The organism is Chitinophaga sp. XS-30, from assembly GCF_008086345.1.
Taxonomy (GTDB): domain Bacteria; phylum Bacteroidota; class Bacteroidia; order Chitinophagales; family Chitinophagaceae; genus Chitinophaga.
Map to the genome: position 1 here is coordinate 2,163,706 of NZ_CP043006.1, position 23,591 is coordinate 2,187,296.

Sequence of the window (23,591 nt, forward strand, 5' to 3'; positions counted from 1 at the left end):
ATATGAAACGCAGCATATTATTAAGTTTGACGCTTGCCCTGGCCATCCTCGCGGCAGCACCGGGATGCAACAAGGTGCTGAACGAACAGCCGCGGGCATCTATCGACCCGGCCTTTTTCAGGACCCCGGAGGGGCTTGAAGGTGGGATCGCCGGCATATACTCATCACTGCGGGGCCACTGGAGCACCCAGATATTTTCCCAGCTGTTCAACGGCGGAACGGATGAAATGGTACGCGGCGGCGCTGCTGATGTACAGCATTACTTTACGTATTCCCCGCTGATGGCCAGCAATACGAATGATTATTCCGGCTTCTGGAACAGCCTGTACATTGATATCAATACAGCGAACGGTATATTGCAATACGGCGCTGATGCCCAGATGGACGCCGCCCGGAAGGCCCAGTTGCTCGCACAGGCCAAGTTCCTGCGCGCATTCTGTTACTACTTCCTGGTCACCACATTCGGGGATGTGCCTTTGCATCTTGAATTCAATACCTCTCCAACCTCCGCGGATGCAAGAGCGCCCATTGCGGATGTTTATGCGGCGATCATCAAGGATCTTACCGAAGCGGCGGCGGAGCTCCCCGATCAGCCGGGAACCGGCCTGGGAAAGCCGGCCTACAAAGCAACGGCGCTCTTCCTGCTGGCGAAAACATATCTCTGGCGGGGATGGTCCGCTGCCGCCCAGGCATCCGACTTCAACAACGCTTTTGATATCTCCAAAGAACTGATTGATAACAAAGCAGTATATGGCCTGGATCTGTGGCCTGCTTTTATAGATGGTTTCCTGGAAGGGAATGAATACGGCATGGAAACGATCATGGTGGTGGACCATACGAAGGATCTGAAATTCGGACAGAACTCCGCACCGGGATCGTTCGCTTCGAATCTCAGTGAGAACAAGTCCAACTTCATGTTCCGCCCCAATTATCCTACCGTCAATGCCAATTACCCGGCTTCCGGCGGGGCTTCTGTATGTGTGCGGGATATTCAGAACGGGCGCCCTTTCCTGCGCATCCGCCCCAATATGCGCTACCTCCTGGATGTTGCGTTCGCCAACAGGGCAACGGACAGCCGCTACGATGGCACATTCCAGACGGTTTGGCTATCCAACAGCACACAGATGGCGCCGGCCGGCACGCCCGGCGCGGTAACCCCGAGGGGAACGCTGATCAACAAAGTGGATACGGCTATCTGGTGCGCGGATCGTGTGGTATCACCAGCAGAACGAGCCGCCTTCAAAGGGATCATCCTGGAACCGGAACATCTCCCCGGAGCAACGGTACCTTTTACCGGCACCATGTTCCCCTCCCTCAGAAAATGGGACGATTCCACAAGAGCGGACCTGAATGATTATTCAGACCGGCCTTACATCCTGTTCCGGTTTGCGGAGGTATATCTCATTGCGGCGGAAGCGGCATTCAAAGGAGGCGCAACCATGCAGGATGCTGCCGATATGCTGAATGTGCTGCGGATCAGAGCGGCGCGGAAACCCGATCAGACGCCTGCCGAATATGCTGCTGCCGTTGCCGCGCAAACCATTACCCCCGCACAGGTTACCCTCGATTTCATCCTGGATGAAAGAACGCGGGAGCTGTATGGTGAGGCCGTGCGCTGGTGGGACCTTGCCCGCACCAGAACGCTGGTGCCGCGTTTGCAGCAGTACAATCTCGAAGGTGGTCCCAATGTAAAGGATTTCCATATGCTGAGGCCCATCCCGCAACAACAGATAGATCTGGTGACGGAAGGCCCCCCATTCCCGCAGAATGACGGCTATTTCTAATGTTTTTATATCACGTGGAATTATAACTTAAAGGAGGGATGATTCTTCATCTTTCCTTTAAGTTCCTCCAACGTATAGTGCATCAACATTATTTACATAAATCGAATATTCGGAAAATGACAACCATCGCAGCAAAAAAGGAATTTTTCAAAGGCATGCCCGCCATCCGGTATGAGGGCAGGGATACAGACAATCCGCTGGCATTTCGCTGGTATGATGAGAACAGGATCGTTTCGGGCAAATCGATGAAAGACCACCTGCGTTTTGCCTGTGCCTACTGGCATAGCTTCAACGGCAGCGGAGCGGACCCCTTCGGCGAACCTACGCATCTGTTTCCCTGGAACGAAAAGCAGGACCTGCTGCAACGGGCAAAGGACAAGGCGGATGCGGCTTTCGAGTTCATCACCAAACTGGGAATGCCTTATTACTGTTTTCATGACGTTGATGTAGTGGACCATACCGGCACGATTGCCGAAAATGAACGGCATCTGCAGGTCATGGTGGATTATCTGCAGGAGAAACAGGCGGAAAGCGGTGTAAAACTGCTGTGGGGAACGGCCAACCTTTTCTCGCACCGGCGTTATATGAACGGCGCGGCCACGAACCCTGATTTCCTGGTGCTCGCGCATGGCGCCGCCCAGGTCAAAGCAGCGCTGGACGCCACTATTTCCCTCGGCGGAGAGAATTATGTTTTCTGGGGTGGGAGAGAAGGGTACATGAGCCTGCTGAATACTGACATGAAAAGGGAAAAGGAGCATCTGGCTACATTCCTGCACACGGCAAAGGATTATGCCAGAAAGCAGGGCTTTTCCGGGAAATTCTTTATCGAGCCAAAGCCCTGTGAGCCAACCAAGCATCAATACGATTACGATAGCGAGACGGTGATCGGTTTTTTACGGCAATACGATCTGTTGCAGGATTTCAGCCTGAACATTGAAGTGAACCATGCCACACTGGCGGGGCATACTTTTGCGCATGAGCTGCAGGTGGCCGCCGATGCGGGCCTGTTGGGAAGCATAGATGCCAACCGCGGGGATTATCAGAACGGATGGGATACGGACCAGTTCCCGAATAATGTTGGGGAACTGACCGAGGCTATGCTGATCGTTCTGCAGGCCGGAGGCTTCAAAGGCGGCGGCATCAACTTCGATGCAAAGGTCCGCCGCAATTCCACGGACCCTGCGGACCTGTTTCATGCTCATATCGGCGGGATGGACGTTTTTGCCAGGGCTTTACTGGCTGCTGATGCCATGCTGCAGGATACGGCGTATAACGCCTTTCGCCGGGAACGGTATGCTTCTTTTGACAAAGGGGAAGGGAAGGCCTTCGAGGAGGGAAAGCTTTCCCTGGAGGAATTAAGGGCCTTTGCGGTTGAAAAGGGCGAACCGGCCATGAAAAGCGGCCGGCAGGAATGGCTGGAGAATATCGTCAACCGGTATAGCTGACACCTGGGATCTTTATGAGGATCGGATATCAACGTCTCCCGTTTGGCGGAAAGAGAGGGATGGCGTTGCCCAAAAACAGAATGACCGGCACAGTGGCCGGTCATTCCTTTATCATGTAACATTTTCTCAGTGATTATGCGCTCACGGCTTTGTTCACCAGTGTAGCGGCCTCGCTCAGCAGGATGGCGGACTGTACTTTCAGGCCGCTTTCCTCGATGAGTTTCTTGGCTTCCTCCGCATTCGTGCCTTGCAGGCGTACGATGATGGGTACTTTGATGGTACCGATGGAGTTATAAGCATCGATCACACCCTGCGCAACCCTGTCGCAACGAACGATGCCGCCGAAGATATTGATCAGGATGGCTTTTACTTTCGGATCTTTCAGGATGATGCGGAACCCGGCTTCCACGGTCTGCGCGTTGGCGGTGCCGCCTACGTCCAGGAAGTTGGCCGGTTCGCCGCCGCTGAGCTTGATCATGTCCATCGTGGCCATGGCCAGACCGGCGCCATTCACCATACAACCTACGTTGCCATCGAGTTTCACGAAGTTGAGGTTATGTTTGCCGGCTTCCACTTCTGTGGGGTCCTCTTCGGTCACATCACGCAGCGCTACCAGGTCGGGATGACGGAGCAGGGCGTTATCGTCCAGGTTCATTTTGCAGTCAACAGCAATGATCTTTTCGTCGCTGGTCTTGAACAGGGGGTTGATCTCCAGCATGGCGGCATCCAGGCCAACATACGCATTGTAGAGGTTGGTCACGAATTTCACCATGTTTTTGAATGCCTCGCCTTTCAGGCCGAAGTTGAAGGCGATCTTCCTGGCCTGGAAGGCCTGCAGGGGGCCACCGGGGTGCACCAGTTCCTTGAATATCTTGTCAGGCGTGTTGTGGGCCACTTCTTCAATGTCCATACCGCCTTCGGTGGAATACATGATCACATTCTGGCCTTTCGCCCTGTCCAGCAGGATGGAAAGGTACAGTTCCTTGACAGGGTTCGGGCCGGGATAGTACACATCCTGTGCTACCAGCACTTTATTCACCACCTTGCCGGCGGGGCCTGTCTGTATGGTTACCAGGGTGCCGCCAAGGATATTGCCGGCAATGGTTTTGACATCTTCTGAATTTTTTCCTACCTGCACACCGCGCTGCTCAGTACCGTTTACCTTGCCTTTACCACGGCCACCGGCGTGGATCTGCGCTTTAACTACAGCGAACTCATTGCCAAACTGCACTTTCAGTTGCTTGTAAGCCTCTGCAGCTGCTTCGGGAGTATCTACCGGGATACCTTCCTGTACCGGTACGTTATATTTTTTCAACAGTTCCTTAGCCTGGTACTCGTGTAAATTCATCGGTATTTAATTTTGGCCGCTAATTTAGGCAATTTATGTTTTAGATAGGCGATTTCTTTGACAGAAGCTGATAGTATTCATTATAGAATTAACTTTGCCGGGCATAAATACCGGCTATGCTGACACAGATCAACGAAGCTACGGCTTACATACAACAATTCGTAAAGGCACAGCCGCAGGCTGGCATTATCCTGGGCAGCGGCCTTGGCAACCTGGCCGACGGGATAACGGATAAAACAGAAATATCATATAACGATATTCCGCACTTTCCTCCGGCAACGGTGGAAGGGCATTCCGGCAGGCTGATCCTGGGGAAGCTCGCGGGGCGTCCCGTGGTGGCAATGGCGGGCCGTTTTCATTATTACGAAGGGCTGAGCATGCAGCAGGTGACCTTTCCGGTGCGGGTCATGAAGGCGCTGGGCATCCATACCCTGCTGATCTCCAATGCCGCCGGCGGCATGAACAGCCAATTCCGGGTGGGCGACCTGATGATCATCACCGATCATATCAACCTGCAGCCGGAACATCCCCTGCGGGGCAAAAATATTGAAGCGCTGGGCCCCCGTTTCCCGGATATGAGCGAGCCTTACGCCAAAACGCTCATCGCATCGGCAAAATCCATTGCTGCCGCCAAAAACATACCTTTACACACCGGCGTTTATGTAGGCGTACAGGGGCCTACGTTCGAAACCCGCGCCGAATACAAATTCATGCACATCATCGGGGGAGATGCCGTGGGCATGAGCACCGTGCCGGAAGTGATCGTAGCCGTGCACAGCGGCCTGAAGGTCTTTGCCATGAGCGTGATCACAGACCTGGGCATCCGCGAGGAAGAAAATGTTATCACGCATGAAGAGGTACTGGCAGCCGCCAACGCAGCAGCACCACATTTAACATATATTTTCAGCGAACTGGTCCGACAATTGTAAGGAATTGCGGGCCCTACACGAATCATCAGAATGAGGCAGTTCATCATATTTTTCCTTTTGCTGGTATGTACCGGCACCGCCCTCCGGGCACAATTCAATACCAACCGCCTCCCGGTAGGCGGCGGTGGCAACGCCTCCATGCAGCGGGACACCACAAAGCATGAGCATGAACCGGATACCCTCACCCTCCGTTTCCGCTACCTGGATGAACCGACGGACTTCATGCTGGATTCTTCACTGTACGACTTCAATCTCAATTACCTCCGCGTTCCGGCCAGCTATACCACCCTGGGCAATAACGGCACCGCCGCACGCAACCTTATTTTTACCCCGCGCATGCAGGCCGGCTTCGATCCGGGCTTCCACGCCTTTGATATTTACGGGTACAACCACCAGAATGCCCGCTTCTATAATACCAACCGCCCCTATTCCGAACTGGGCTACCTTATCGGCGGACAGCAGGAACAGATGATCAACCTGATGCATACCCAGAACCGCGGCCAGAAATTCAACTTTTCCTTCGATTACCGGAAAGTAAATTCTCCCGGTTTTTACCTGAACCAGAGCACCAATCACGATACCTACCGTGTAACGGCCAATTACAACAGCCAGAACAAAAGGTACCATGTGCTGGCAAGCTATTATCTGAACAAATTCAACGGCGGCGAAAATGGCGGTATCAGGGCGGATTCCTTTCTCCATAAACCGGAATACGACCAGCTGCGCCTCATCCCCACAAAACTGGGCGGCGAAGGCACTGCCGGCAATTCCTTCTTCAATACTTTCATCCCCGTAAAGAACGCCTACCAGGAAGCCAGCTTCATGCTCCGTCACCAGTACGACTGGGGGCGTGGCGATACCGTGCATGTGAATGACACCACACAGTATTACAAATTCGATCCTTTCTTCCGGGTGGAACATACCTTCACCTATACGCAGAACACTTACCGGTATATGGATACCGACCCGGATTCAGCCTACTATCAGCCGCGGTACGGGTTTAGCATCCTGCCGGTCGCCGAAGGCAGAGATTCCGTGCTCTCCCGCCACCAGTGGCGCATCCTTTCCAACGACCTGTCGCTCATGCAGTTCCCGGTAAGGGGGAATATGGCCCATTTTATCAGAGTGGGAGCAGGCATCGATAATATCATCGGGGAATTCATGCGCAGCAGCGTCACTTTTCAGAACCTGAGCATTCACGGGGAATACCGCAATAAAACAAAGAACGGGAAGTGGGACCTGCAGGCAAAAGGCGAGTTTTACCTGCTCGGCGAAAATGCCGGGGACTACATGGCCACAGGCACTTTAAGCCGGTATATCAACGATCTGCTCGGCAACGTGAGCCTGATGGCAAAGAATGTGAACAAGGAACCTTCTTATGTTTACCGTTATTTCGAGCTGAATCACGACCAGATATACCGCAATCCCGATATCGGCAAGGAGAATATCACGCAGCTGCAGTTCCGCGCCAATAACCGCCGCCTGAAATATGATCTCCAGGCAAACTATTATCTCTTTAACAAATACACTTACTTCCGGAGCTTTAATGAAAGCGATCAGTTCACAGGATTGTTCAATCTTTTGCAGATCGTGTTCCATAAACGGTTCAATATCCGCAGCTTCACCTGGGATGCGGACCTGGCCTTCCAGCAGCTGGCAGGCAGCGCACCCATCAATATGCCTACGGTATGGACGCGCCAGCGTTTTGCCTATAACGGTCAGCTGTACAAGAACCTGAACCTCTATACCGGCATCGAAGCGAAATACAATACGCCTTATTATGCGGATGATTATTCTCCCGTAATGGGGCAGTACTTTTACCAGGATACGCTGCAATTCTCCAATGTTCCGGATATTGCGGCATTCGTGCATTTCCGCATCAAATCCTTCACCGCTTATGTGCGCGCGGAAAACCTGAACATCTTTGTGTTCGACCGGAATTTCTACGCGCCTTCCTATCCCGCCAACAATTTTGCTTTGCGGGTGGGCCTGCGCTGGTGGTTTGTCAACTAGCCGGACCGGGTTGGCCGCCAGGCGAAAAAGCCTTACATTTGTATCAATGAAAAAGATGCTCGCCATATGTTTTGCTGTACTTTACACGCTGATAACCAGCGGGTTCACAGTAAACATGCATTATTGCATGGGCGAGCTGGCGTCTATAGACCTGCATGATTCCCATAACGACAGCTGCGGCAAATGCGGCATGCCGGTAAAAGGGGATTGCTGCCAGGATGAAGCCAAACTGCTGAAAGTAGATGATTCCCAGCTGGCTGCCAAAGCCTTCGCCGGGCTTACCCAGTCCATCACGGCAGTATCTGTTACCCTTCAGCCGGCATGGCTGCAATCAGCTCCCGTTCAACCTGTGCTGCAGGCCTGGGCGCCCCTTCACGCACCGCCGCTGATATCCTCCGTTCCCCTTTTTACCAGTCATTGCGCTTTCCTGATCTGATATCCGGGTAGTACGCCATTCGTATTATCAGTTTATCCGTTCATTTAAAATCAAAAAGATCATGAAAGCAATTATCATAGCGCTGACGCTGCTGGCCGGTGTACAATTCTCCGCAAACGCACAGCAATATAAAAAGGCATCCTTACAGGCAGCAGGCCTTACCTGCGCCATGTGCTCCAATGCCACATTCAAATCCCTCAAAACACTTCCGTTTGTAGACAAGATAGATACAGACCTGAATAACACCACCTTCGTGCTGCATTTCAAACCCGGTTCCGCCGTTGATCTCGATCAGTTGAAGAACAAGGTGGAAAATGCCGGCTTCTCCGTGGCAAAGCTCACCGTAACGGCCAGCTTCAACAAAGTGAAGGTGGAAAACGATACCCACATCAATTTTGCCGGTAACACGCTGCATTTTATGAACGTAAAACCGCAGGTACTGGAAGGGGATAAGGATATCACGGTGATAGACAAGGACTTCATTCCCGCCAAATCCTTTAAAAGCTATAGCGCAAAAACAACCATGCCCTGCTACAAAACAGGGGTTATGGCGGATTGTTGCAAACCGGCACAGGGCGCTGCTACTGAGAAACGCGTATATCACGTCACTATCTGAAACCCCGCAGCGTGAAGCCGTTTTGCACGAACAACGGGGCGGACATCTCCGCATACCTGCATAAACGGGGAAAACAGCTTCATGCCGCTTTAAATCACGACCAGGAATGAAAAAATTATTGATCCTGCTGGCCATCACCTGCACCGGTATGGCCGTACACGCACAGGAGCTGTATGTGAACGCGGAGCCGGCCAGCAATATGGCCACCAATTCCCTTGGCATCCGCTTGACCAACAAGTTCTTTAACATGAAGCACGAAAGCAGCACCGGCATGCGGTTTGAACCGGAACTGATGTTCGGGTTCTCCAAAAAACTGATGGTGCATGTGCTGGGATATGTATCCAACAATATGCAGGAGGCTATGCGTTTCGAGGGTGGCAGCATCTACGCCAAATACCGTTTCCTGTCCAATGACGACCTGCATTCGCATTTCCGGATGGCAGCCTATGTCAAAGGCTCGCTGATAGACAATCCATATATCCCGGCCATGGGCGATGATCACGACCATGATGCAAAGCCTTTCAGTAATGAAGAGCTGGATCTTGCGGGAATGAGCTCAGGCGTAAGCGGCGGTATCATCGCCACCCAGCTGGTGCACAAGTTTGCGATATCCGGCACCCTGGGCTACAACCGGTTCATGAAGAACGTGAAAGATGAGCTACCCCTGTTCTTTTCCCGGAATATGCTGAATTACAGCCTGTCCGCCGGTTACCTGGTGCTGCCGGTAAAATACAAAAGCTATGAGCAGACCAATCTGAACCTCTATGTGGAGCTGCTTGGCAAATCCAATATCGACCAGTACCGGCAGAACTATTATGTGGATGTGGCGCCTGCCATCCAGTTCATCTTCAACAGTACCACACGGCTGGACCTTTCCTACCGCACACAGCTGTTTGGCGATATGCCGCGGAATATGGACCGCAGTTTCCTCGTCAGGCTGGAACATAATATCTTTAACATCAGAAACAGGTAATATGCAAACAACCGTATTACATATCAAGAACATGGTTTGCCCGCGCTGCATCAAAATGGTGCGCTATGTACTGGAGCATCAGGGGCAGAGCGTGGTGGACATCAGCCTTGGCAAAGCCATCGTAGAAGGCGTGCCGGATGCGGACAGGCTTGGGGATATTGCCGGAGCGCTGGAAGCGGAAGGTTTTACCCTGCTGGATGACCGCCGTTTGCAGATCGTGGAAAGCATCAAGAATTTTGTGATCGCAACGGTGCATTATGGTGAGCTGGACGAGTTGAATGAAAATTTCTCCACGCTGCTGGCGCAGCATCTGCAGAAGGATTATCATCAGCTCAGCAAACTGTTCTCTGAAACGGAACATTCCACCATCGAACAATATGTGATACAACAGAAGATAGAACGGGTAAAGGAATTACTGGTGTACAACGAACTGACCTTAAGCGAGATCGCCTACAAGCTGGGATATAGCAGTGTGGCGCATTTATCCGGCCAGTTCAAAAAGGTGACGGGGCTTACGCCCAGCCATTTCAAGCAGGTGAAGGAGGAGAAACGCAAACCGCTGGACAGGATATGAATGTTCTAAAACAAACAAGGGGCGTATCAGACTTTGATACGCCCCTTGTTTGTTAATATCATTATTCCTTATTCCCAGGTCTTTTCCCCGTTCTTCATTTTATTCAATGTGGCGGTGAGGTCTTTATCCCCGTTGGATAATTTGACCGCTTTTTCCTGTACGGCGATGGCCTCGTCTTTGCGGCCCAGTTTGTAGAGGATGTTGGCGTAGGTATCCATGAACATGGGGTTCTCTTTCCCTGCCAGGGAGCGTTTGCTCCATTCCAGCGCTTCTTTTACGCAATTCATGTCCGGGCAGTTCTCGAAAACGGTCCAGGCGAACTGGTTCAGTTCTTCGGGAGAGGCTTTCTGGCCATATTTATTCATATACGCCAGGATCTGCGTCTGGAAGTTGGGCCAGTCCTTTTTGTACATATAGTACTGTGTTTTGGTCTGTGCCAGCAGTTCTTCCGCCACCTGGGGATATTTCTCCTTCATGGCAGCTTCTACGGGCGCCCAGTCGCCAGTGGAGTTGCGGCCGAACATTTTTGGATAGATCTCTTCATTGGCGGCAATGGACTTCACTTTAGCCAGGGCCTTGCCTTCACCCAGTACGGCATCCACTTTTTTGCCTTCGTTCAGGAAGATGGGGAAGCCTTTGTCTTTGCTGCTGAAAGTAAAGCTGTTCAGCAATTCGATGTTTTCCTTTGTGTAAAGGTCTTTTTGTGTATCCAGGTATTCGGAAAAGATAGCGGAGCCGTTCTGCATATCGCCTGCTGCCTGGGCTGCGAGCGCTGTTCTGCGGAGGTCTTCCGGTTTATTGTTGCCTTCCTTGTATTTGGCGAGGAGGGTGTAATACTGGGTTTCCGGTTTGAGTGCCATGGCGGACTTGGCAATGAAATCTTGTGCTTCTCCACCACCTACTACGCGATGCACGATCTTGCCGTCAGGGGAAAAGTAAAGGAATGTGGGGTAGGCGCGGATCGCGTATTCTTTTTCAATGCCGGCAGCATCTTCATACCAGCTTTTTACATAATCATTGTCTCCTTCCGTTTTATCCATCTGCACCTGTACATTGATGAATTTGTCGTTGAAATAATCACCCATGATCTCCTGGGGGAAGACGTTGTTGGTCATGTATTTGCAGGGGCCGCACCAGGTAGTGAAACAGTCTACGAAAATGAATTTGTTTTCGGCTTTGGCTTTAGCCTGGATCTGGGCCCAGCTGAGATCGTTCTCAAAGCGAATGCCTTTTTGTTGTGCGAAACCGAGGAAAGGTAACAGCATCAACAGGATGAATAGTTTTCTCATTGTTGTGTTGGTTTAGATTTGCCCTTTCAAGATAGGCCAATTTCGCCAATAAACAGTGAGGCCGGGGGGATTATGGTTTTGCGGAGGATCCGGCTTAGGATTGGTCAAATTCACGGATAAATCGTCAAATGGAGGAACTGAACAATCTGGCTGCCGGTTCACTTCTCCAGAGGCGGGCGTCAAAGGCCATGCAGATATTGCGGATGAAGGGTTTCCCTTTTTCCGTAACGGTCACGCCAGCCTTGGTAACGGTCACGAGACCGTCCTGTTCCGGTTCCCGGAGCCGCTGGAGCCCCTCGATGACCGCATCGCAGTCCGTATCCCGGCGCGTCCATCCGGTGCGGAAGCCGCACATGAGGGCCTGGATGTGCTTCCGCAGCAGCATGTCCTCCCCGTTCAGCATATGCCCTTTGCATACCGGGAACCGGCCTTCCCGTACCCTGGCCTGGTAGGCGGCGAGATTTTTTTCGTTCTGCACATATGCCTGCCAGTGATCGCTGATGGCGGAAACGCCGAGGCCAATGAGCATTTCTGTAAATGTCACCGTATATCCCATAAAATTCCGGTGCAGGCGGCCGGCTTTCCAGGCGGTGTATAACTCATCGCCCGGCAGGGCAAAATGGTCCATACCGATCTCCTCATAGCCATACGCCTGCAAAAGGGATCGGCCCAGTTCATACAAAGCCCGTTTCTCCCCGTCTTTCGGCAGGTCCTTTTCCGAGAACAGGCGCTGCCCGTTCCCTTTCACCCAGGGTACATGGGCATAGCTGTAAAAGGAGATGCGCTCCGGGCTTAGCTGCATGACCTGCGTGATGGTATCGCGGATGCTGTCTTGTGTCTGGAACGGCAATCCGTAAATGAGATCGAAGTTGATGGAGGTGTAACCGATGCTGCGCGCTTCCTTCACGACCTTTTCCACGGTTTCAAAGGGTTGTATGCGGTTGATGGCATGCTGTACCACCGGATCAAGGTCCTGTATGCCGAGGCTCATCCGCCTGAAGCCCAGTTCGTACAGGGCCTGCATGTGTTCCGCTGTGGTATTGTTGGGATGCCCTTCAAAACTGAAAGCGGCATCCGGCAGTATATCACAGGTATCGAAAATAGCCGTGAGCAGCATGCGCAGGTTATCCGGACTGAAGAACGTTGGCGTTCCGCCGCCCAGATGCACTTCCCGCAGGCGGGGGCGCTCACCGAACAGTTGCAGGTACAATTCCCATTCTTTCAGCAGGGTGTCGATATACGGTGTTTCATGGCCGTGATTCACGGTGATGTATTTGTTGCAGCCGCAGTAAGTGCAGAGGCTTTCGCAGAAAGGAAGATGCAGGTACAGGCTGATGCCGCTGCCGGCGTTCTTTTCCGCAAAGGACTGTTGCAGGCTATGTTTCCATTGTTCTTCGCTGAAGGTTTCGCTGTCCCATAAAGGAACGGTGGGATAGCTGGTGTAGCGTGGTGCGGCTACGTTATATTTTTGCAGGAGTTCCATTGCTGTTCGTTTTTAGCTTGATGTGATGGCCGGAGCAATTTTCGCTGGCTTGATGCAGTTATCGGGGCCGGCTGCATTCAACCCGGTTTGTGGCAGCATTCCACGGTCACTTTTTCTTCCGTCTGCTGCATGGCGGGACTGATGTACGGGATGCCCAGGTTCAGTCCCCGCAGAATAAGCAGCACGGCCATGAGGCTCACCATCACCGGTATCATTTTCCGGATGCGGGTGCGCCATTGCAGCGTGATGAGCTGTCCGAACCAGCTTACGGCGATCATCGCGGGCAGTGTTCCTGCTCCGAAAGCGCCCATGAACAGGGCGCCTTTCAGCACATCGCCGGTAGCGAGCGCCCCTGCAATGCCGATGTACACGAGTCCGCATGGCAGGAAACCATTGAAGAAGCCGATGCCGAACAGGGTGCGGAACTGTTGCCGGGCCAGCAGGCGCCCGAGGATCTGCCTGACCTTTCCCTGCCAGAAGGCTAAACGCGGCATCCGGGGCAGAAAACGCTGAAACAGCACCGTGGCCAGCAATAGCAGGCCGAGGGCGATGGACAGCCCCTGCTGCCATCCCCCGATATAGAATTGCCTGCCCAGCCATCCGAATAGTACGCCCATGAGCATGTATGCCATTACACGGCCGGCGTTGTACAGCAGAATGCCGCCCATCTTTTTGCCGCCTTCCAGGTGATGTACGGGAAGGGTGAGCGCAATGGGGCCGCACATGCCGATGCAGTGGAAGCTTCCGAGGAAGCCAAGCAGTATGGCCGATAACAGGTAGGTCATTGCACAAAGAATTGTTTCTCCTGGAAATAGGGCGTGTCCCCGGACGTCCACCGCAGTTTGATGCGGTAATTCCCGCGGTCGAACTTTTCGCGGGCGACCAGCAGTTTCCCCTGCCCGTCCAGTTGCAGCGGCAGGGTAAAATCCTTGCGGGAATCGGAGGGACGGTAAAAGATCACTTCGCCTTCCAGCGCAGCGCCGATGCATTCCTGCGGAAAGGCGATCTCCACGGCATCCGGCGTTTGCGTAACATTAACGGAGGCGGATAAACGATGATAGTTTACCTGCGCATCGATGTTCTGCTGGTATTTCAGTTCCTCCGCATAATAGTCCGGCGATGCCATGTCTAAACGGGTGCGCATGCTTTTGATCACCAGGGTAAGCATCCCGGCTGCAAAAACGATAAATACCAATGTGATACTGTATCCCCAGTTCATGATCTTGTTTTTTTATTTTGCCGGTCCCAGGAAGGTGGTCTGTTTTGTGATGATCAATTCATCTCCCTGATATAGACCGATGGTGAGCACTGATTTTCTTTTTTGTATGGCATTGCGGGGCAGTACCACGAAGAACGTGCCTTCGCCCTGCCCTTCGGCTTTGATATGTATCTGCGGCTGGCCTATCGTTTCCACATGCCCCGGTGTTTTTTCCAGGCGCAGGGTAAGCGGTACCTCCGATGTGGTTTTGTTCACCAGCTTGATGCGGTACAGATTGCTGATACTGTCCAGCCCCCTTTCCTGGTACAGCATGCCCGCTGTGCGGATGATGGTGCCGCTTACCGGCTTCCGGCTGATGAGCAGGAAAACGATGGCGCCGGTGATCAGCAGCAGCACGGTGCTGTACGTTTTCAGGCGGGGCGTAAACCGCAGCGGCTGTTTTTTGGCGATGCCGTTTTCCGAAGCGTAGCGGATCAGGCCGGTGGGCCTGCCTGTTTTTTCCATCATGAAATCACAGGCATCGATGCAGGCGGTACAATTCACGCATTCCAGCTGGGTACCGTTACGTATATCTATGCCCGTTGGACAAACATGCACGCATTGCATGCAGTCGATGCAATCGCCCAGTTCCGGTGCATCTTTTTTGTACTTCCCCCGTGGTTCGCCGCGTACGTAGTCATATGCCACCACCACCGAATCTTTGTCCAGCAGCACACTTTGCAGCCTGCCGTAGGGGCAGACCACGGTGCAGACCTGTTCCCGGAAGAAGGCAAAGACGGCATAGAACACGCCGGAGAATACCATCATCGCTATAAACCCGCCTGCGTGGCTGGAAAGCGGATCGGTGACGATGGCCTGCAGGTCCTGTATGCCGATGATATAGGCAAGAAAGGTATTGGCGATCAGTACGGAGAGCACAAAGAAGATCACGTGTTTCAATGTTTTCTTCCTGATCTTTTCCGCATTCCAGGGCGCTTTGTCCAGCATTTTCTGCGCCGGGGCATCGCCTTCTATCCAGTATTCGATCTTGCGGAACACCATTTCCATGAAGATCGTCTGCGGGCAGACCCATCCGCAGAAAAGCCTTCCGAAGGCCATGGTAAAAAGCACGATGAAGAGAATGAAAGCCACCATGGCCAGTCCGAATATGAAGAAATCCTGCGGCCAGAAGATGGCGCCGAAGAGAATGAACCGCCCTTCCGTTACATCGAAAAGAAACAGGGGCCTGCCGTTCACTTGTATGAACGGCAAGCTGAAAAATACGATGAAATAAATGTAGCTGACGATGCTTCTGATGTTGAAAAGCCTGCCTTTGGGTCTTTTGGCGTAGATCCATTTACGTTTGCCCTGTTTGGTAACGGTGGCGATACTGTCTCTGAATATTTCTTCTTCTTCTTTCATGGTTTTGCTTATTCCTCACCTTCGTATAAAGTACCCTGTTGTTCCTTCGGGTTCGCGGGATTGGTGCCGCGAATGGTCCTGATGTACGCGGTGAGCTGTGCCAGCTGTTTGGGTGAGAAGTCCTCTTTCCAGGATTTCATGCCTTTTTCCGGTACACCATATTTGATCGTTGAAAATATTTCATTCACTTTTCCGCCATGTATCCAGTAGTTGTCCGTCAGGTTGGGGCCTACGGTGCCTTGTCCGTCAGGACCATGACAGGCCGCACAATTGATCACGAAAAGTTTTTTGCCGGTCTCGATATCCGCCGCTTCTGCCAGCAGCGTTACATTATTCTCGTCAATATTATTGGCTGCATTTTTCAGGTACGCTTCTTTGGCTGCCGCCGCTTTGGCTTCCGCTATGGCCAGTTCTTCGAGCTGCAAGGGCGCGGCGTGTGTCACGTGGTAACGCCAGAGATATACTACGGCAAAGAGAATGCTGAAGTAGAAGCCGTAACGCCACCAGGGGGGCGTAGGATTGTTCAGTTCGCGTATGCCGTCGTAATCATGCCCCATGTCCGCTTCCGCTTCGGTAACCGCATCCAGGCTTTTTGTGCGGTTGAGTTTTTCCATCCAGTTGATGCGGGGTTTGCCGGGCGCGGGTGTGTGGGCCTTCTTCACTTTTTCCTTGCGTTTGATGCCGGTGAGCACACGCAAGGCGCTGATCAGCATCATGATCACCAGCAATTCCACACCGATCATCAATGCCATCAAAGTGAATACGGTATCGGACAATCCGGGTACAATGCTTGTCGAAGCACCCTGCGCCTGAGCGCCGGTGCTGATCAGCAGCAGCAGTGCCACGGGCAGTATCTTTTCTTTTTTGATCCTTTCGCGGTAGATGTCCATGGCGCCCATAACGGTGTAACCAAGTATCAGGATGGCGATCAGCAGGCCGAAGGCCACGCACAGGAGCAGTAGTGCCACCGGGTGGCTGAGGTCTTTGAACGGAGAGGATGCGGGGCCTTGTGCGGATGCTGCGAGGGCGGGCAGCATCAGCAGCACAAAGGCCAGTAGTCGTTTAGTCGTACAGCGCATGCTTAGCGGTTTTTAGGTTCGTCGTTGTCTAAGGGAATGTGGCTGATCTGGTCCATCATTTTCTTGTCTGCCCGGAATGCCCAGAAGGCGGCCAGCAGGAAGAAAATGGAGAAGATCAGCAGCGAGGCCATCGGATAAATGCTGATGCCTGCAATGGATTCGAGATATTTGATGAATTTCATGACCTAGTTTTTTTCAGGTGAAACCTTGATGTCTTTTCCAAGCCTTTGCATATAGGCGATCAATGCCACGATCTCCCGGTCTTCCGCTATTTCCAGCTTGTCCTGTTTCAGATTCGCCGTGATCTGTCTGGCCTGTTTGTCATAATCTGCATTGGCTGTCTTTTCATATCCCTGCTCATATGGCACGCCGAGCTTCCGCATCACATTGATCATCGCCGGGGTTTTGCTCTTGTCCACACGGCTGTCGAACAGCCAGGGATAAGTGGGCATGATACTGCCGGGAGACATGGATGTGGGATCGAGCATGTGGTTGTAGTGCCAGGAGTCCGGGTACTTGCCGCCCAGTCTCGCCAGGTCCGGACCGGTGCGTTTGGAGCCCCACTGGAACGGGTGGTCATAGATGAACTCGCCCGCTTTGGAGTATTCGCCATACCGCGCTACTTCATCGCGGAAAGGGCGGATCATCTGGGAGTGACAGGTATAACAGCCTTCGCGGATGTAGATATCCCGCCCGTGCAGCTCCAGCGGTGTATAAGGTTTTACGGTGCTGATGGTGGGAATATTGCTGCGGATGAGGAAGGTGGGCACCATTTCCAGGATGCCGCCGATGCCTACAACGATCAGGCTGAACACAGCCATCTGTACCGGTCTTCTTTCTATCCAGTTATGCCAGTGCGCTTTGCCGTATGTGGCGGTAATCTTTACCAGCGGGGGCGCCTCGGCTTCTTCATTGGCCACGAATTTGCCGCGGCGTACTGTTTTTACAATATTCACGATCATCAGGATCAGCCCGCTTACGTACAACAATCCACCGAAGGCGCGCAGGGCGTACATCGGCACGATGGTGGTCACGGTTTCCAGGAACTGGAATTTCAGCTGTCCTTCTTCGGTGAACTGTTTCCACATCATGCTTTGTGTGAAAGCGGCCCAGTAAAGGGGAATGGCATAAAAGATAATCCCCAGCGTACCGATCCAGAAGTGGGTGTTCGCCCATTTTTTGGAGTATAAATTGGTGTTGAACAGGCGCGGGACCATCCAGTAGAGAATGCCGAAGGTCAGGAACCCGTTCCAGCCCAGCGCCCCAACATGCACGTGGGCGATCGTCCAGTCCGTATAGTGAGAGATCGCATTCACATTTTTCAGCGAAAGCATCGGGCCTTCAAAAGTGGCCATACCGTATGCCGTCAAGGCTACCACGAAGAATTTCAGGATAGCATCTTCCCGCACCCGGTCCCATGCGCCGCGCAATGTCAGCAAACCGTTGAGCATACCGCCCCAGGAAGGCGCAATGAGCATGATGGAGAACACGGTGCCGAGGGATTGCGCCCATTCCGGCAGCGCAGTGTACAGCAAGTGGTGCGGACCGGCCCATATATAGATGAAGATCAGCGCCCAGAAGTGAATGATCGACCAGCGATAGGAATATACCGGCCTGTTCGCCGCTTTCGGCACGAAGTAATACATCAGGCCGAGATAGGGCGTGGTGAGGAAGAAAGCCACCGCGTTGTGGCCGTACCACCATTGCACCAGCGCATCCTGTACACCGGCATACCAGGAGTAGCTTTTGAAAGCGACAACGGCATCTCGAAGGAGTTGACAATGTGCAGCATGGCGATGGCTACCCAGGTGCCGATGTAGAACCAGATGGCCACATACAGATGGGAAACGCGGCGTTTGAGGATAGTGCCCAGCATGTTGGCGCCGAATACCAGCCAGATCAACGTAATGGCAATGTCGAAAGGCCATTCCAGCTCGGCGTATTCCTTGCCGGTGGTATAACCCATGAATAACGTCAACGCACCTCCGGCGATGATGGCCTGCCATCCCCAGAAGTGTATCTTGCTCAGCAGATCGCTGAACATTCGCGCTTTACAAAGCCTTTGCAGGGAATAGTACACCCCCATGAAAATACCGTTGCCCACAAATGCGAAGATCACCGCATTGGTGTGTACGGGGCGGAGGCGGCCGAAGGTGGTGGGTGCATAACCAAGGTTCAGGTCAGGGTACACGAGTGCTGTTGCCGCCCAAAGGCCTGCCAGCATGCCGATCAGGCCCCAGAACAGGCAAGCCCAGGCGAACCATTTGACGGTGCGGTTGTCGTAAGAGAATTTTTCCAGTGAAGACATCATACAGTTTATTGTTTCAGATTAGTCGTTGTTGATCTTTTCGTCAAACAGCATACGGCGGGCTGGCGAGTAATCATCTTCATACTGTCCGTCTTTGACGGACCAGATAAAGGCGATCAGAAAGAACAGCGCAACCACGAGGCTCGCACCGAGGAGGAGGAATATCACACTCATAACTGGTTGTTTTAATAATGTAAAAGTAGGGGGTGATGCGAACCTGGCTGATGATGCCAGTCAAATCCGCTGATGACTGTCATCAGCGCAGCAGGCGCTTTCCGGCCCATTCACTCATGCCATAGGTGATCAGGATCAGGCTGATGGAACTGGAAGGCATCAGGATGGCAGCTGTCAGGGGAGACAGGATGCCCTGCACGGCAAAGTACAGCCCCGTGATGTTATAAATAGTGGAGTAAGCGAAGCTGAAAAGGATAATACGTTTGTTCACTTTGCATAACCGGATGAATGCCGGGAGCTTCCGCAGCTGCGCCGCTTCCATGATCCCGTCGCTGGCAGGGGTGAAGTTGTTGCTGTTCTCTGTGAGGGAGATGCCCGTATCGCTTTGTTTCAGTGCACCGGCATCATTCAGGCCATCCCCGATCATCATGACGTGCTTGCCTTGCTGCTGCAGTTGCAGGATATAATTGAGCTTGTCATCCGGCTGTTGGCGGAAGCGCAGGGTGGTTTCCGGTCCCATCATTTTGCGGAGCGGCAACTCTTCCCCGGCATGGTCGCCGGAAAGTACGGTCATGGGATATTTGAGGCGTTTCAGCATGTGGTCTATGCCCGCGCGGTAAGTATTGCGGATGAGGAAGTATCCCGCAGGCTGCCGGTCAATGCGAAGATGAACGATGCTGCCGTATTGGTCCGCCGGATCTGGTATGCCTGTCCATGCCGAATTGCCGAGCCGGATGTGCAGATGATGTGCGGTGCCTTCAATGCCCTGGCCCGCCCGTTCTGAAAAGTGCGCTACCGTTGAAGAGAAGGGCTGCCCCAGGAACCCCTGTATCATTTTGCTGGCCGGGTGCTGCGACTGCCCCGTCAGCGCGGAAACGGCATCTTTCTCGGGGATGGACAGCGGCCGGCCATGCCATTCCACGGCCGTATCCTCGCGGGAAGTGAGCGTACCGGTTTTGTCGAATACAATATGATCGCTGACGGCAAGGCTTTCTATGGCCTGTGCGTTCCGCAGGTATAACCCGTGGCGGCTCAGGATGCGCAGGATGTGGCCGTTGGTGAACGAAGCCGCCAGCAGCAATGCGCAGGGGCATGCTATAATGAGAATAGCGGTAACCGCCGGCCATATCTTCGATGCGTCATAAATGCCCCAATAAATGGCCGTGGCCGCCGCAACGGTAAGTACGATCCAGGTGAAATACTGGCCGAGCAAATGAATGAAGGATGCTTTCTGTTGTTTGTCGCCTTTCAGTTCATCCCGGTTCCAGAGGCTGGTGAGGTAACTCTGCGCCACTTCGCGGATGGTCAGTATCTCTATATTCCCTTCCAGCTGCCGCCCGCCGGCATAGACCAGTTCTCCCATATTCTTCATGACCGGTTCTGATTCCCCGGTCACGAAACTATAATCGATCAGCGCCTTGCCTTTTACCAGGATGCCGTCCGCAGGCACCAGCTCCTGGTGATGAATGAGCAGTGTGTCGCCGGCTTTCACATCCGGCAGCACTTTGGTGGTTTCCTGCCGGCCGTTGATCACGCTGACGGCTATGGGGAAATAGGCGGTGTAGTCCCGGTCGAACGAAAGCCCCTGGTAGGTCTTGTCCTGCAGTATCCTGCCAATGAGCATGAACAGTACGATGCCGGTCATCGAATCGAAATAACCGGCCCCGGAGCCGGACAGCACATCCACGAGACTGCGCACAAAGGTTACCACGATGGCCAGTACAATGGGCACGTCTATATTAAGAAAGCCGTGTTTCAATCCTTTCCAGGCGGAGGCATAGAAAGCCTGGGCGCTGTAAAAGAACACAGGGAGGGATAAAGCGAGATTAAGGTATCTGAAAACGGTGCTCATGCCTGCTTCCAGGTGCTCGCCGGAGAAATATTCCGGGAAGCTGAGCAGCATGATATTGCCGAAGCTGAAACCGGCAACGCCCAGCTGGTAGATCAGCCTGCGGCTGACGGCGGGTTTTTTCTTTCCCAGGTCCTGCAGGCTGATATAAGGCTCATAGCCTATGCTGGTGAGCGTTTCCGCCACTTTCCGGAGGGAGGTTTGCTGCTGATGGAAGATGATACGGGCTTCTTTCTTCGAAAAGTTCACATTCACCTGTTGTACACCGGCATCCAGCCGGTGCAGGTTCTCCAGCAGCCAGAGGCAGGAGCTGCAATGGATGTTCGGGATATAAAAGGTCACATGGGTCTGCTGATGGTCCTGGAACTGGACCAGCTGTTGCTGTATCCTGTCATCTTCCAGGAAAGCGAATTTGTCTTTCCGGACGGCCATGCGCTGGGCCATGCCCGGCCTTTCATTCATTTCATAGTAATTGCATAGGCCGTTCTCGTTCAGCAGCTCATATACCATCTCACAACCATTGCAACAGAACCGGTCGCCCTGCGGGCAGGGTTCCCCGCAGTGTGCGCATAACTGTTGTACCTGTGTATCCATTCCGTAAAAGTAACCGGGGTACGGTCGCTGTACGATGATGGCTGTTACAGCCGGAACTGATTGTGATCAGCGATATCCGTCAGTCCGGGGCATGACCGCGGTCAGGAATCTGTAAAAGCATACCATAATTCTGTAACAATCACTTTGTTGGCCGGGCTTACCTTTGTACCATGCAAAAGATGATCATCGGCATATTCCGGTTTATCCGGTCATTCTTCAAAAAGAGTTGTTGCCGGTAAAACAGAAGCTGTGCGCAGGTATTATTATCCGGCTGCTTTTTAGCCGCAACGGCATGCCGGGCGCACCGGCAGATCTATAGGCCAGACCCGCCCTGCACGGGTTAATCACACGTTAATTCGCTGCCGGAGAACCGGCTTTTTGCTATTTTCGCTGGAAAATATAGCTGTTAACCTGATGGATCAATTAACAAAAGGCTGGATCATACCGTTAGTCATCATCATCGCGGCATGCGGGCATAAACGGGGGCAACCGCAGCAGGAGGAGATCGTCAAGGATATTCGTCAGCTGGATGAAGTTGTGCCGGAGCAGATCGCGGAGCGGCTGGATTATATCGTGGGCAATGAAGGCGTGATGGAGGACAGTATCCCTGTTTTCCGGCACTCTGCATTAAGTTATGCCTACGGTCTGAATAAGGCACATGCTTTCTGGTCCGCAAACGGGAAGATGCATCCGGCAACGGGTTCCCTGCTGGAATGGATCAGCACAGCAGATAACTATGGCCTTGTTCCCGGACATTTTCACAGCAAAGCACTTGACGATGCGGCCCGGCGGCTGGAGGCAGATGCCGGCGCGGCAAAAAATGCGGCCCTGTGGGCAAAGATGGATGTGATGCTGACGGATGCATTCATGAAAATGGCCTATCAGCTGCATTACGGCGTAGCGCCAAGGGACAGCATTACCCTGCGCAGGGATTCCTTGCTGACCGATGAAACGCTTGCCGCGCTGATGCAGGATGCGTTGGGCCTGGGGAATGTTTCTGCCGTACTGCAACGGCAGGAGCCGCCGCATGCAGGCTACACCGCCCTGAAGACTGCGGTGCGATTGTTCAAACAGCAATATGCCAACCGGTATTGGGACACATTGCCGCAACAATACACGGATACGCCGTTATTCCGCCGCCTGCTGACTTCCCGCCTGATCCAAAGCGGTCATCTTGATTCATTGCTGCAAGTGGATTCGGTTACGCTGCGCAATGCCGTCAGAACATTTCAGCGCGAGTTCAATATCTACCCGGATGGCGTGGTGGGTAAACAAACCGTTCAGGTGTTGAATAAAAGACCGGCCGAATGGCTGCTGCAGGCTGCGGTGAACCTGGACCGCTGGCGGAAACTGCCGGATACCCTGCCGGAGCGTTACCTGATGGTGAATATCCCCGCTTTCCGGCTGACCGTTCTGGAACATGAAGATACAGTGCTCGATTCCCGCGTGATCGTGGGAACCCCACGCACCCGTACGCCGGTGCTCAACTCGGTTATGACCAACTTCGTGCTTTTCCCGTACTGGCGCGTGCCTTACAGCATCGTTTTCAAAGAAATGCTGCCGCAGATCAAAAAGAACCCTTACTATCTCATAGAAAAGAACCTGGAAGTGGTAACGCATGACGGCGAAGTCGTGAATCCTGATTCTATAAACTGGGCTAAGCTCGGGCGCAATCATTTTCCCTATGTACTGCGGCAGATGGACGGGTTGGATAATTCGCTCGGCATCATGAAGTTCAATTTTTTCAATAAATACAGCGTGTACCTGCACGATACGAATAACCGCACTTTGTTCAGCAATTCCAACCGGGCGCTGAGCCACGGTTGTGTAAGAGTGCAGCAGTGGGACAGCCTGGCCATGTACATGGTGCGGGAAGATCCTAAGCCCGGTATGCGGGACAGTGTGCGCACCTGGCTGGAACGGGAGGAAAAGCGGCAATACGATCTTGCCAGGCGTTTGCCCATTTACGTGAGATACTTCACGGCGGAGATGCGGTACGGCAGGATGCAGTTCTATGAGGATATTTACGGGGAGGATAAGGTGTTGATGCAATATTTTGCTTTGGGGAAATAGCGCG

20 protein-coding genes and 1 pseudogene are annotated in these 23,591 nt (G+C 53.0%); 9 read left to right on the forward strand and 12 right to left on the reverse strand.

The window, feature by feature from the left end:
* Positions 1-2 precede the first annotated feature (2 nt).
* Both FW415_RS08930 and xylA read left to right on the forward strand, forming a co-directional pair.
* Positions 3-1,784: a RagB/SusD family nutrient uptake outer membrane protein gene (locus FW415_RS08930; RefSeq protein WP_148383947.1), complete on the forward strand. Its 1,782-nt coding sequence runs from the start codon at positions 3-5 to the stop codon at positions 1,782-1,784.
* 116 nt (positions 1,785-1,900) lie between these two features.
* Positions 1,901-3,229 (forward strand): xylose isomerase, encoded by a 1,329-nt coding sequence (xylA, locus tag FW415_RS08935; protein WP_148383949.1) that lies wholly within the window; start codon positions 1,901-1,903, stop codon positions 3,227-3,229.
* Positions 3,230-3,362: 133 nt separating this feature from the next.
* Here the strand turns inward: xylA and sucC are convergent, their stop codons facing one another.
* Positions 3,363-4,577: an ADP-forming succinate--CoA ligase subunit beta gene (sucC, locus tag FW415_RS08940; protein WP_148383951.1), complete on the reverse strand. Its 1,215-nt coding sequence runs from the start codon at positions 4,575-4,577 to the stop codon at positions 3,363-3,365.
* 116 nt (positions 4,578-4,693) lie between these two features.
* Between sucC and FW415_RS08945 the strand changes: the two genes are divergently transcribed.
* The 6 genes from FW415_RS08945 to FW415_RS08970 all read left to right on the forward strand — a co-directional run bounded on the left by FW415_RS08945 (position 4,694) and on the right by FW415_RS08970 (position 10,118).
* Entirely contained in the window at positions 4,694-5,506 is an 813-nt protein-coding gene (locus tag FW415_RS08945; protein ID WP_148383953.1) for a purine-nucleoside phosphorylase, read from the forward strand.
* A 30-nt stretch (positions 5,507-5,536) separates the two neighbouring features.
* On the forward strand, positions 5,537-7,519 hold the full coding sequence (locus FW415_RS08950) for a putative porin (RefSeq protein WP_148383955.1): 1,983 nt from the start codon (positions 5,537-5,539) through the stop codon (positions 7,517-7,519).
* A 46-nt stretch (positions 7,520-7,565) separates the two neighbouring features.
* Positions 7,566-7,955, forward strand: coding sequence for a hypothetical protein (locus FW415_RS08955; RefSeq protein ID WP_148383957.1), 390 nt, complete (start codon positions 7,566-7,568; stop codon positions 7,953-7,955).
* A gap of 61 nt (positions 7,956-8,016) precedes the next feature.
* Positions 8,017-8,571 (forward strand): heavy-metal-associated domain-containing protein, encoded by a 555-nt coding sequence (locus FW415_RS08960; RefSeq protein ID WP_148383959.1) that lies wholly within the window; start codon positions 8,017-8,019, stop codon positions 8,569-8,571.
* Between the two features lie 106 nt (positions 8,572-8,677).
* Positions 8,678-9,544 (forward strand): hypothetical protein, encoded by an 867-nt coding sequence (locus FW415_RS08965; protein ID WP_148383961.1) that lies wholly within the window; start codon positions 8,678-8,680, stop codon positions 9,542-9,544.
* Between the two features lies 1 nt (position 9,545).
* The gene (locus tag FW415_RS08970) at positions 9,546-10,118 is read left to right on the forward strand and encodes an AraC family transcriptional regulator (protein ID WP_246858984.1); all 573 of its coding nucleotides are present in this window, start codon (positions 9,546-9,548) and stop codon (positions 10,116-10,118) included.
* A gap of 68 nt (positions 10,119-10,186) precedes the next feature.
* On the opposite strand, the gene FW415_RS08975 is transcribed toward FW415_RS08970, so the two are convergent.
* The 11 genes and pseudogenes from FW415_RS08975 to FW415_RS09020 form a co-directional block, all read right to left on the reverse strand.
* The gene (locus tag FW415_RS08975) at positions 10,187-11,407 is read right to left on the reverse strand and encodes a thioredoxin family protein (protein WP_148383963.1); all 1,221 of its coding nucleotides are present in this window, start codon (positions 11,405-11,407) and stop codon (positions 10,187-10,189) included.
* Positions 11,408-11,531: 124 nt separating this feature from the next.
* The gene (gene hemN / locus FW415_RS08980; RefSeq protein WP_148383965.1) at positions 11,532-12,890 is read right to left on the reverse strand and encodes an oxygen-independent coproporphyrinogen III oxidase; all 1,359 of its coding nucleotides are present in this window, start codon (positions 12,888-12,890) and stop codon (positions 11,532-11,534) included.
* A 77-nt stretch (positions 12,891-12,967) separates the two neighbouring features.
* Positions 12,968-13,675 carry a sulfite exporter TauE/SafE family protein gene (locus FW415_RS08985; protein WP_148383967.1) on the reverse strand — a complete coding sequence of 236 codons (708 nt, stop codon included), beginning with the start codon at positions 13,673-13,675 and terminating at the stop codon, positions 12,968-12,970.
* The gene (locus FW415_RS08990) at positions 13,672-14,109 is read right to left on the reverse strand and encodes a FixH family protein (RefSeq protein ID WP_148383969.1); all 438 of its coding nucleotides are present in this window, start codon (positions 14,107-14,109) and stop codon (positions 13,672-13,674) included. The genes FW415_RS08985 and FW415_RS08990 overlap by 4 nt, the downstream gene beginning before the upstream one ends.
* A 12-nt stretch (positions 14,110-14,121) precedes the next feature.
* On the reverse strand, positions 14,122-15,510 hold the full coding sequence (gene ccoG, locus FW415_RS08995) for a cytochrome c oxidase accessory protein CcoG (RefSeq protein WP_148383971.1): 1,389 nt from the start codon (positions 15,508-15,510) through the stop codon (positions 14,122-14,124).
* Positions 15,511-15,518: 8 nt separating this feature from the next.
* The gene (locus FW415_RS09000) at positions 15,519-16,589 is read right to left on the reverse strand and encodes a cbb3-type cytochrome c oxidase N-terminal domain-containing protein (RefSeq protein WP_148383973.1); all 1,071 of its coding nucleotides are present in this window, start codon (positions 16,587-16,589) and stop codon (positions 15,519-15,521) included.
* Positions 16,590-16,591: 2 nt separating this feature from the next.
* A complete protein-coding gene (locus tag FW415_RS09005) occupies positions 16,592-16,771 on the reverse strand; it encodes a CcoQ/FixQ family Cbb3-type cytochrome c oxidase assembly chaperone (protein WP_148383975.1) in 180 nt (59 codons plus the stop codon).
* Positions 16,772-16,774: 3 nt separating this feature from the next.
* Positions 16,775-17,605 (reverse strand): cytochrome-c oxidase, cbb3-type subunit II, encoded by an 831-nt coding sequence (ccoO, locus tag FW415_RS25735; RefSeq protein ID WP_371417061.1) that lies wholly within the window; start codon positions 17,603-17,605, stop codon positions 16,775-16,777.
* 27 nt (positions 17,606-17,632) lie between these two features.
* Positions 17,633-18,900 (reverse strand): annotated as a pseudogene (locus FW415_RS25740) (cbb3-type cytochrome c oxidase subunit I); the annotation flags it as partial.
* A gap of 18 nt (positions 18,901-18,918) precedes the next feature.
* The gene (gene ccoS, locus FW415_RS09015) at positions 18,919-19,071 is read right to left on the reverse strand and encodes a cbb3-type cytochrome oxidase assembly protein CcoS (protein ID WP_148383977.1); all 153 of its coding nucleotides are present in this window, start codon (positions 19,069-19,071) and stop codon (positions 18,919-18,921) included.
* 82 nt (positions 19,072-19,153) lie between these two features.
* Positions 19,154-21,514 (reverse strand): heavy metal translocating P-type ATPase metal-binding domain-containing protein, encoded by a 2,361-nt coding sequence (locus FW415_RS09020; RefSeq protein WP_148383979.1) that lies wholly within the window; start codon positions 21,512-21,514, stop codon positions 19,154-19,156.
* Positions 21,515-21,928: 414 nt separating this feature from the next.
* On the opposite strand from FW415_RS09020, the gene FW415_RS09025 reads away from it, so the two are divergent.
* Complete coding sequence (locus FW415_RS09025) at positions 21,929-23,587, forward strand: murein L,D-transpeptidase (protein WP_148383981.1); 1,659 nt, start codon at positions 21,929-21,931, stop codon at positions 23,585-23,587.
* Positions 23,588-23,591: the final 4 nt, after the last annotated feature.

Coding starts and splice junctions, on each gene's coding strand:
- FW415_RS08930 (WP_148383947.1), top strand. CDS start 3: ATGAAACGCAGCATATTATTAAGTTTGACGCTTGCCCTGGCCATCCTC.
- xylA (WP_148383949.1), top strand. CDS start 1,901: ATGACAACCATCGCAGCAAAAAAGGAATTTTTCAAAGGCATGCCCGCC.
- sucC (WP_148383951.1), bottom strand. CDS start 4,577: ATGAATTTACACGAGTACCAGGCTAAGGAACTGTTGAAAAAATATAAC.
- FW415_RS08945 (WP_148383953.1), top strand. CDS start 4,694: ATGCTGACACAGATCAACGAAGCTACGGCTTACATACAACAATTCGTA.
- FW415_RS08950 (WP_148383955.1), top strand. CDS start 5,537: ATGAGGCAGTTCATCATATTTTTCCTTTTGCTGGTATGTACCGGCACC.
- FW415_RS08955 (WP_148383957.1), top strand. CDS start 7,566: ATGAAAAAGATGCTCGCCATATGTTTTGCTGTACTTTACACGCTGATA.
- FW415_RS08960 (WP_148383959.1), top strand. CDS start 8,017: ATGAAAGCAATTATCATAGCGCTGACGCTGCTGGCCGGTGTACAATTC.
- FW415_RS08965 (WP_148383961.1), top strand. CDS start 8,678: ATGAAAAAATTATTGATCCTGCTGGCCATCACCTGCACCGGTATGGCC.
- FW415_RS08970 (WP_246858984.1), top strand. CDS start 9,546: ATGCAAACAACCGTATTACATATCAAGAACATGGTTTGCCCGCGCTGC.
- FW415_RS08975 (WP_148383963.1), bottom strand. CDS start 11,407: ATGAGAAAACTATTCATCCTGTTGATGCTGTTACCTTTCCTCGGTTTC.
- hemN (WP_148383965.1), bottom strand. CDS start 12,890: ATGGAACTCCTGCAAAAATATAACGTAGCCGCACCACGCTACACCAGC.
- FW415_RS08985 (WP_148383967.1), bottom strand. CDS start 13,675: ATGACCTACCTGTTATCGGCCATACTGCTTGGCTTCCTCGGAAGCTTC.
- FW415_RS08990 (WP_148383969.1), bottom strand. CDS start 14,109: ATGAACTGGGGATACAGTATCACATTGGTATTTATCGTTTTTGCAGCC.
- ccoG (WP_148383971.1), bottom strand. CDS start 15,510: ATGAAAGAAGAAGAAGAAATATTCAGAGACAGTATCGCCACCGTTACC.
- FW415_RS09000 (WP_148383973.1), bottom strand. CDS start 16,589: ATGCGCTGTACGACTAAACGACTACTGGCCTTTGTGCTGCTGATGCTG.
- FW415_RS09005 (WP_148383975.1), bottom strand. CDS start 16,771: ATGAAATTCATCAAATATCTCGAATCCATTGCAGGCATCAGCATTTAT.
- ccoO (WP_371417061.1), bottom strand. CDS start 17,605: ATGTACGCCCTGCGCGCCTTCGGTGGATTGTTGTACGTAAGCGGGCTG.
- ccoS (WP_148383977.1), bottom strand. CDS start 19,071: ATGAGTGTGATATTCCTCCTCCTCGGTGCGAGCCTCGTGGTTGCGCTG.
- FW415_RS09020 (WP_148383979.1), bottom strand. CDS start 21,514: ATGGATACACAGGTACAACAGTTATGCGCACACTGCGGGGAACCCTGC.
- FW415_RS09025 (WP_148383981.1), top strand. CDS start 21,929: ATGGATCAATTAACAAAAGGCTGGATCATACCGTTAGTCATCATCATC.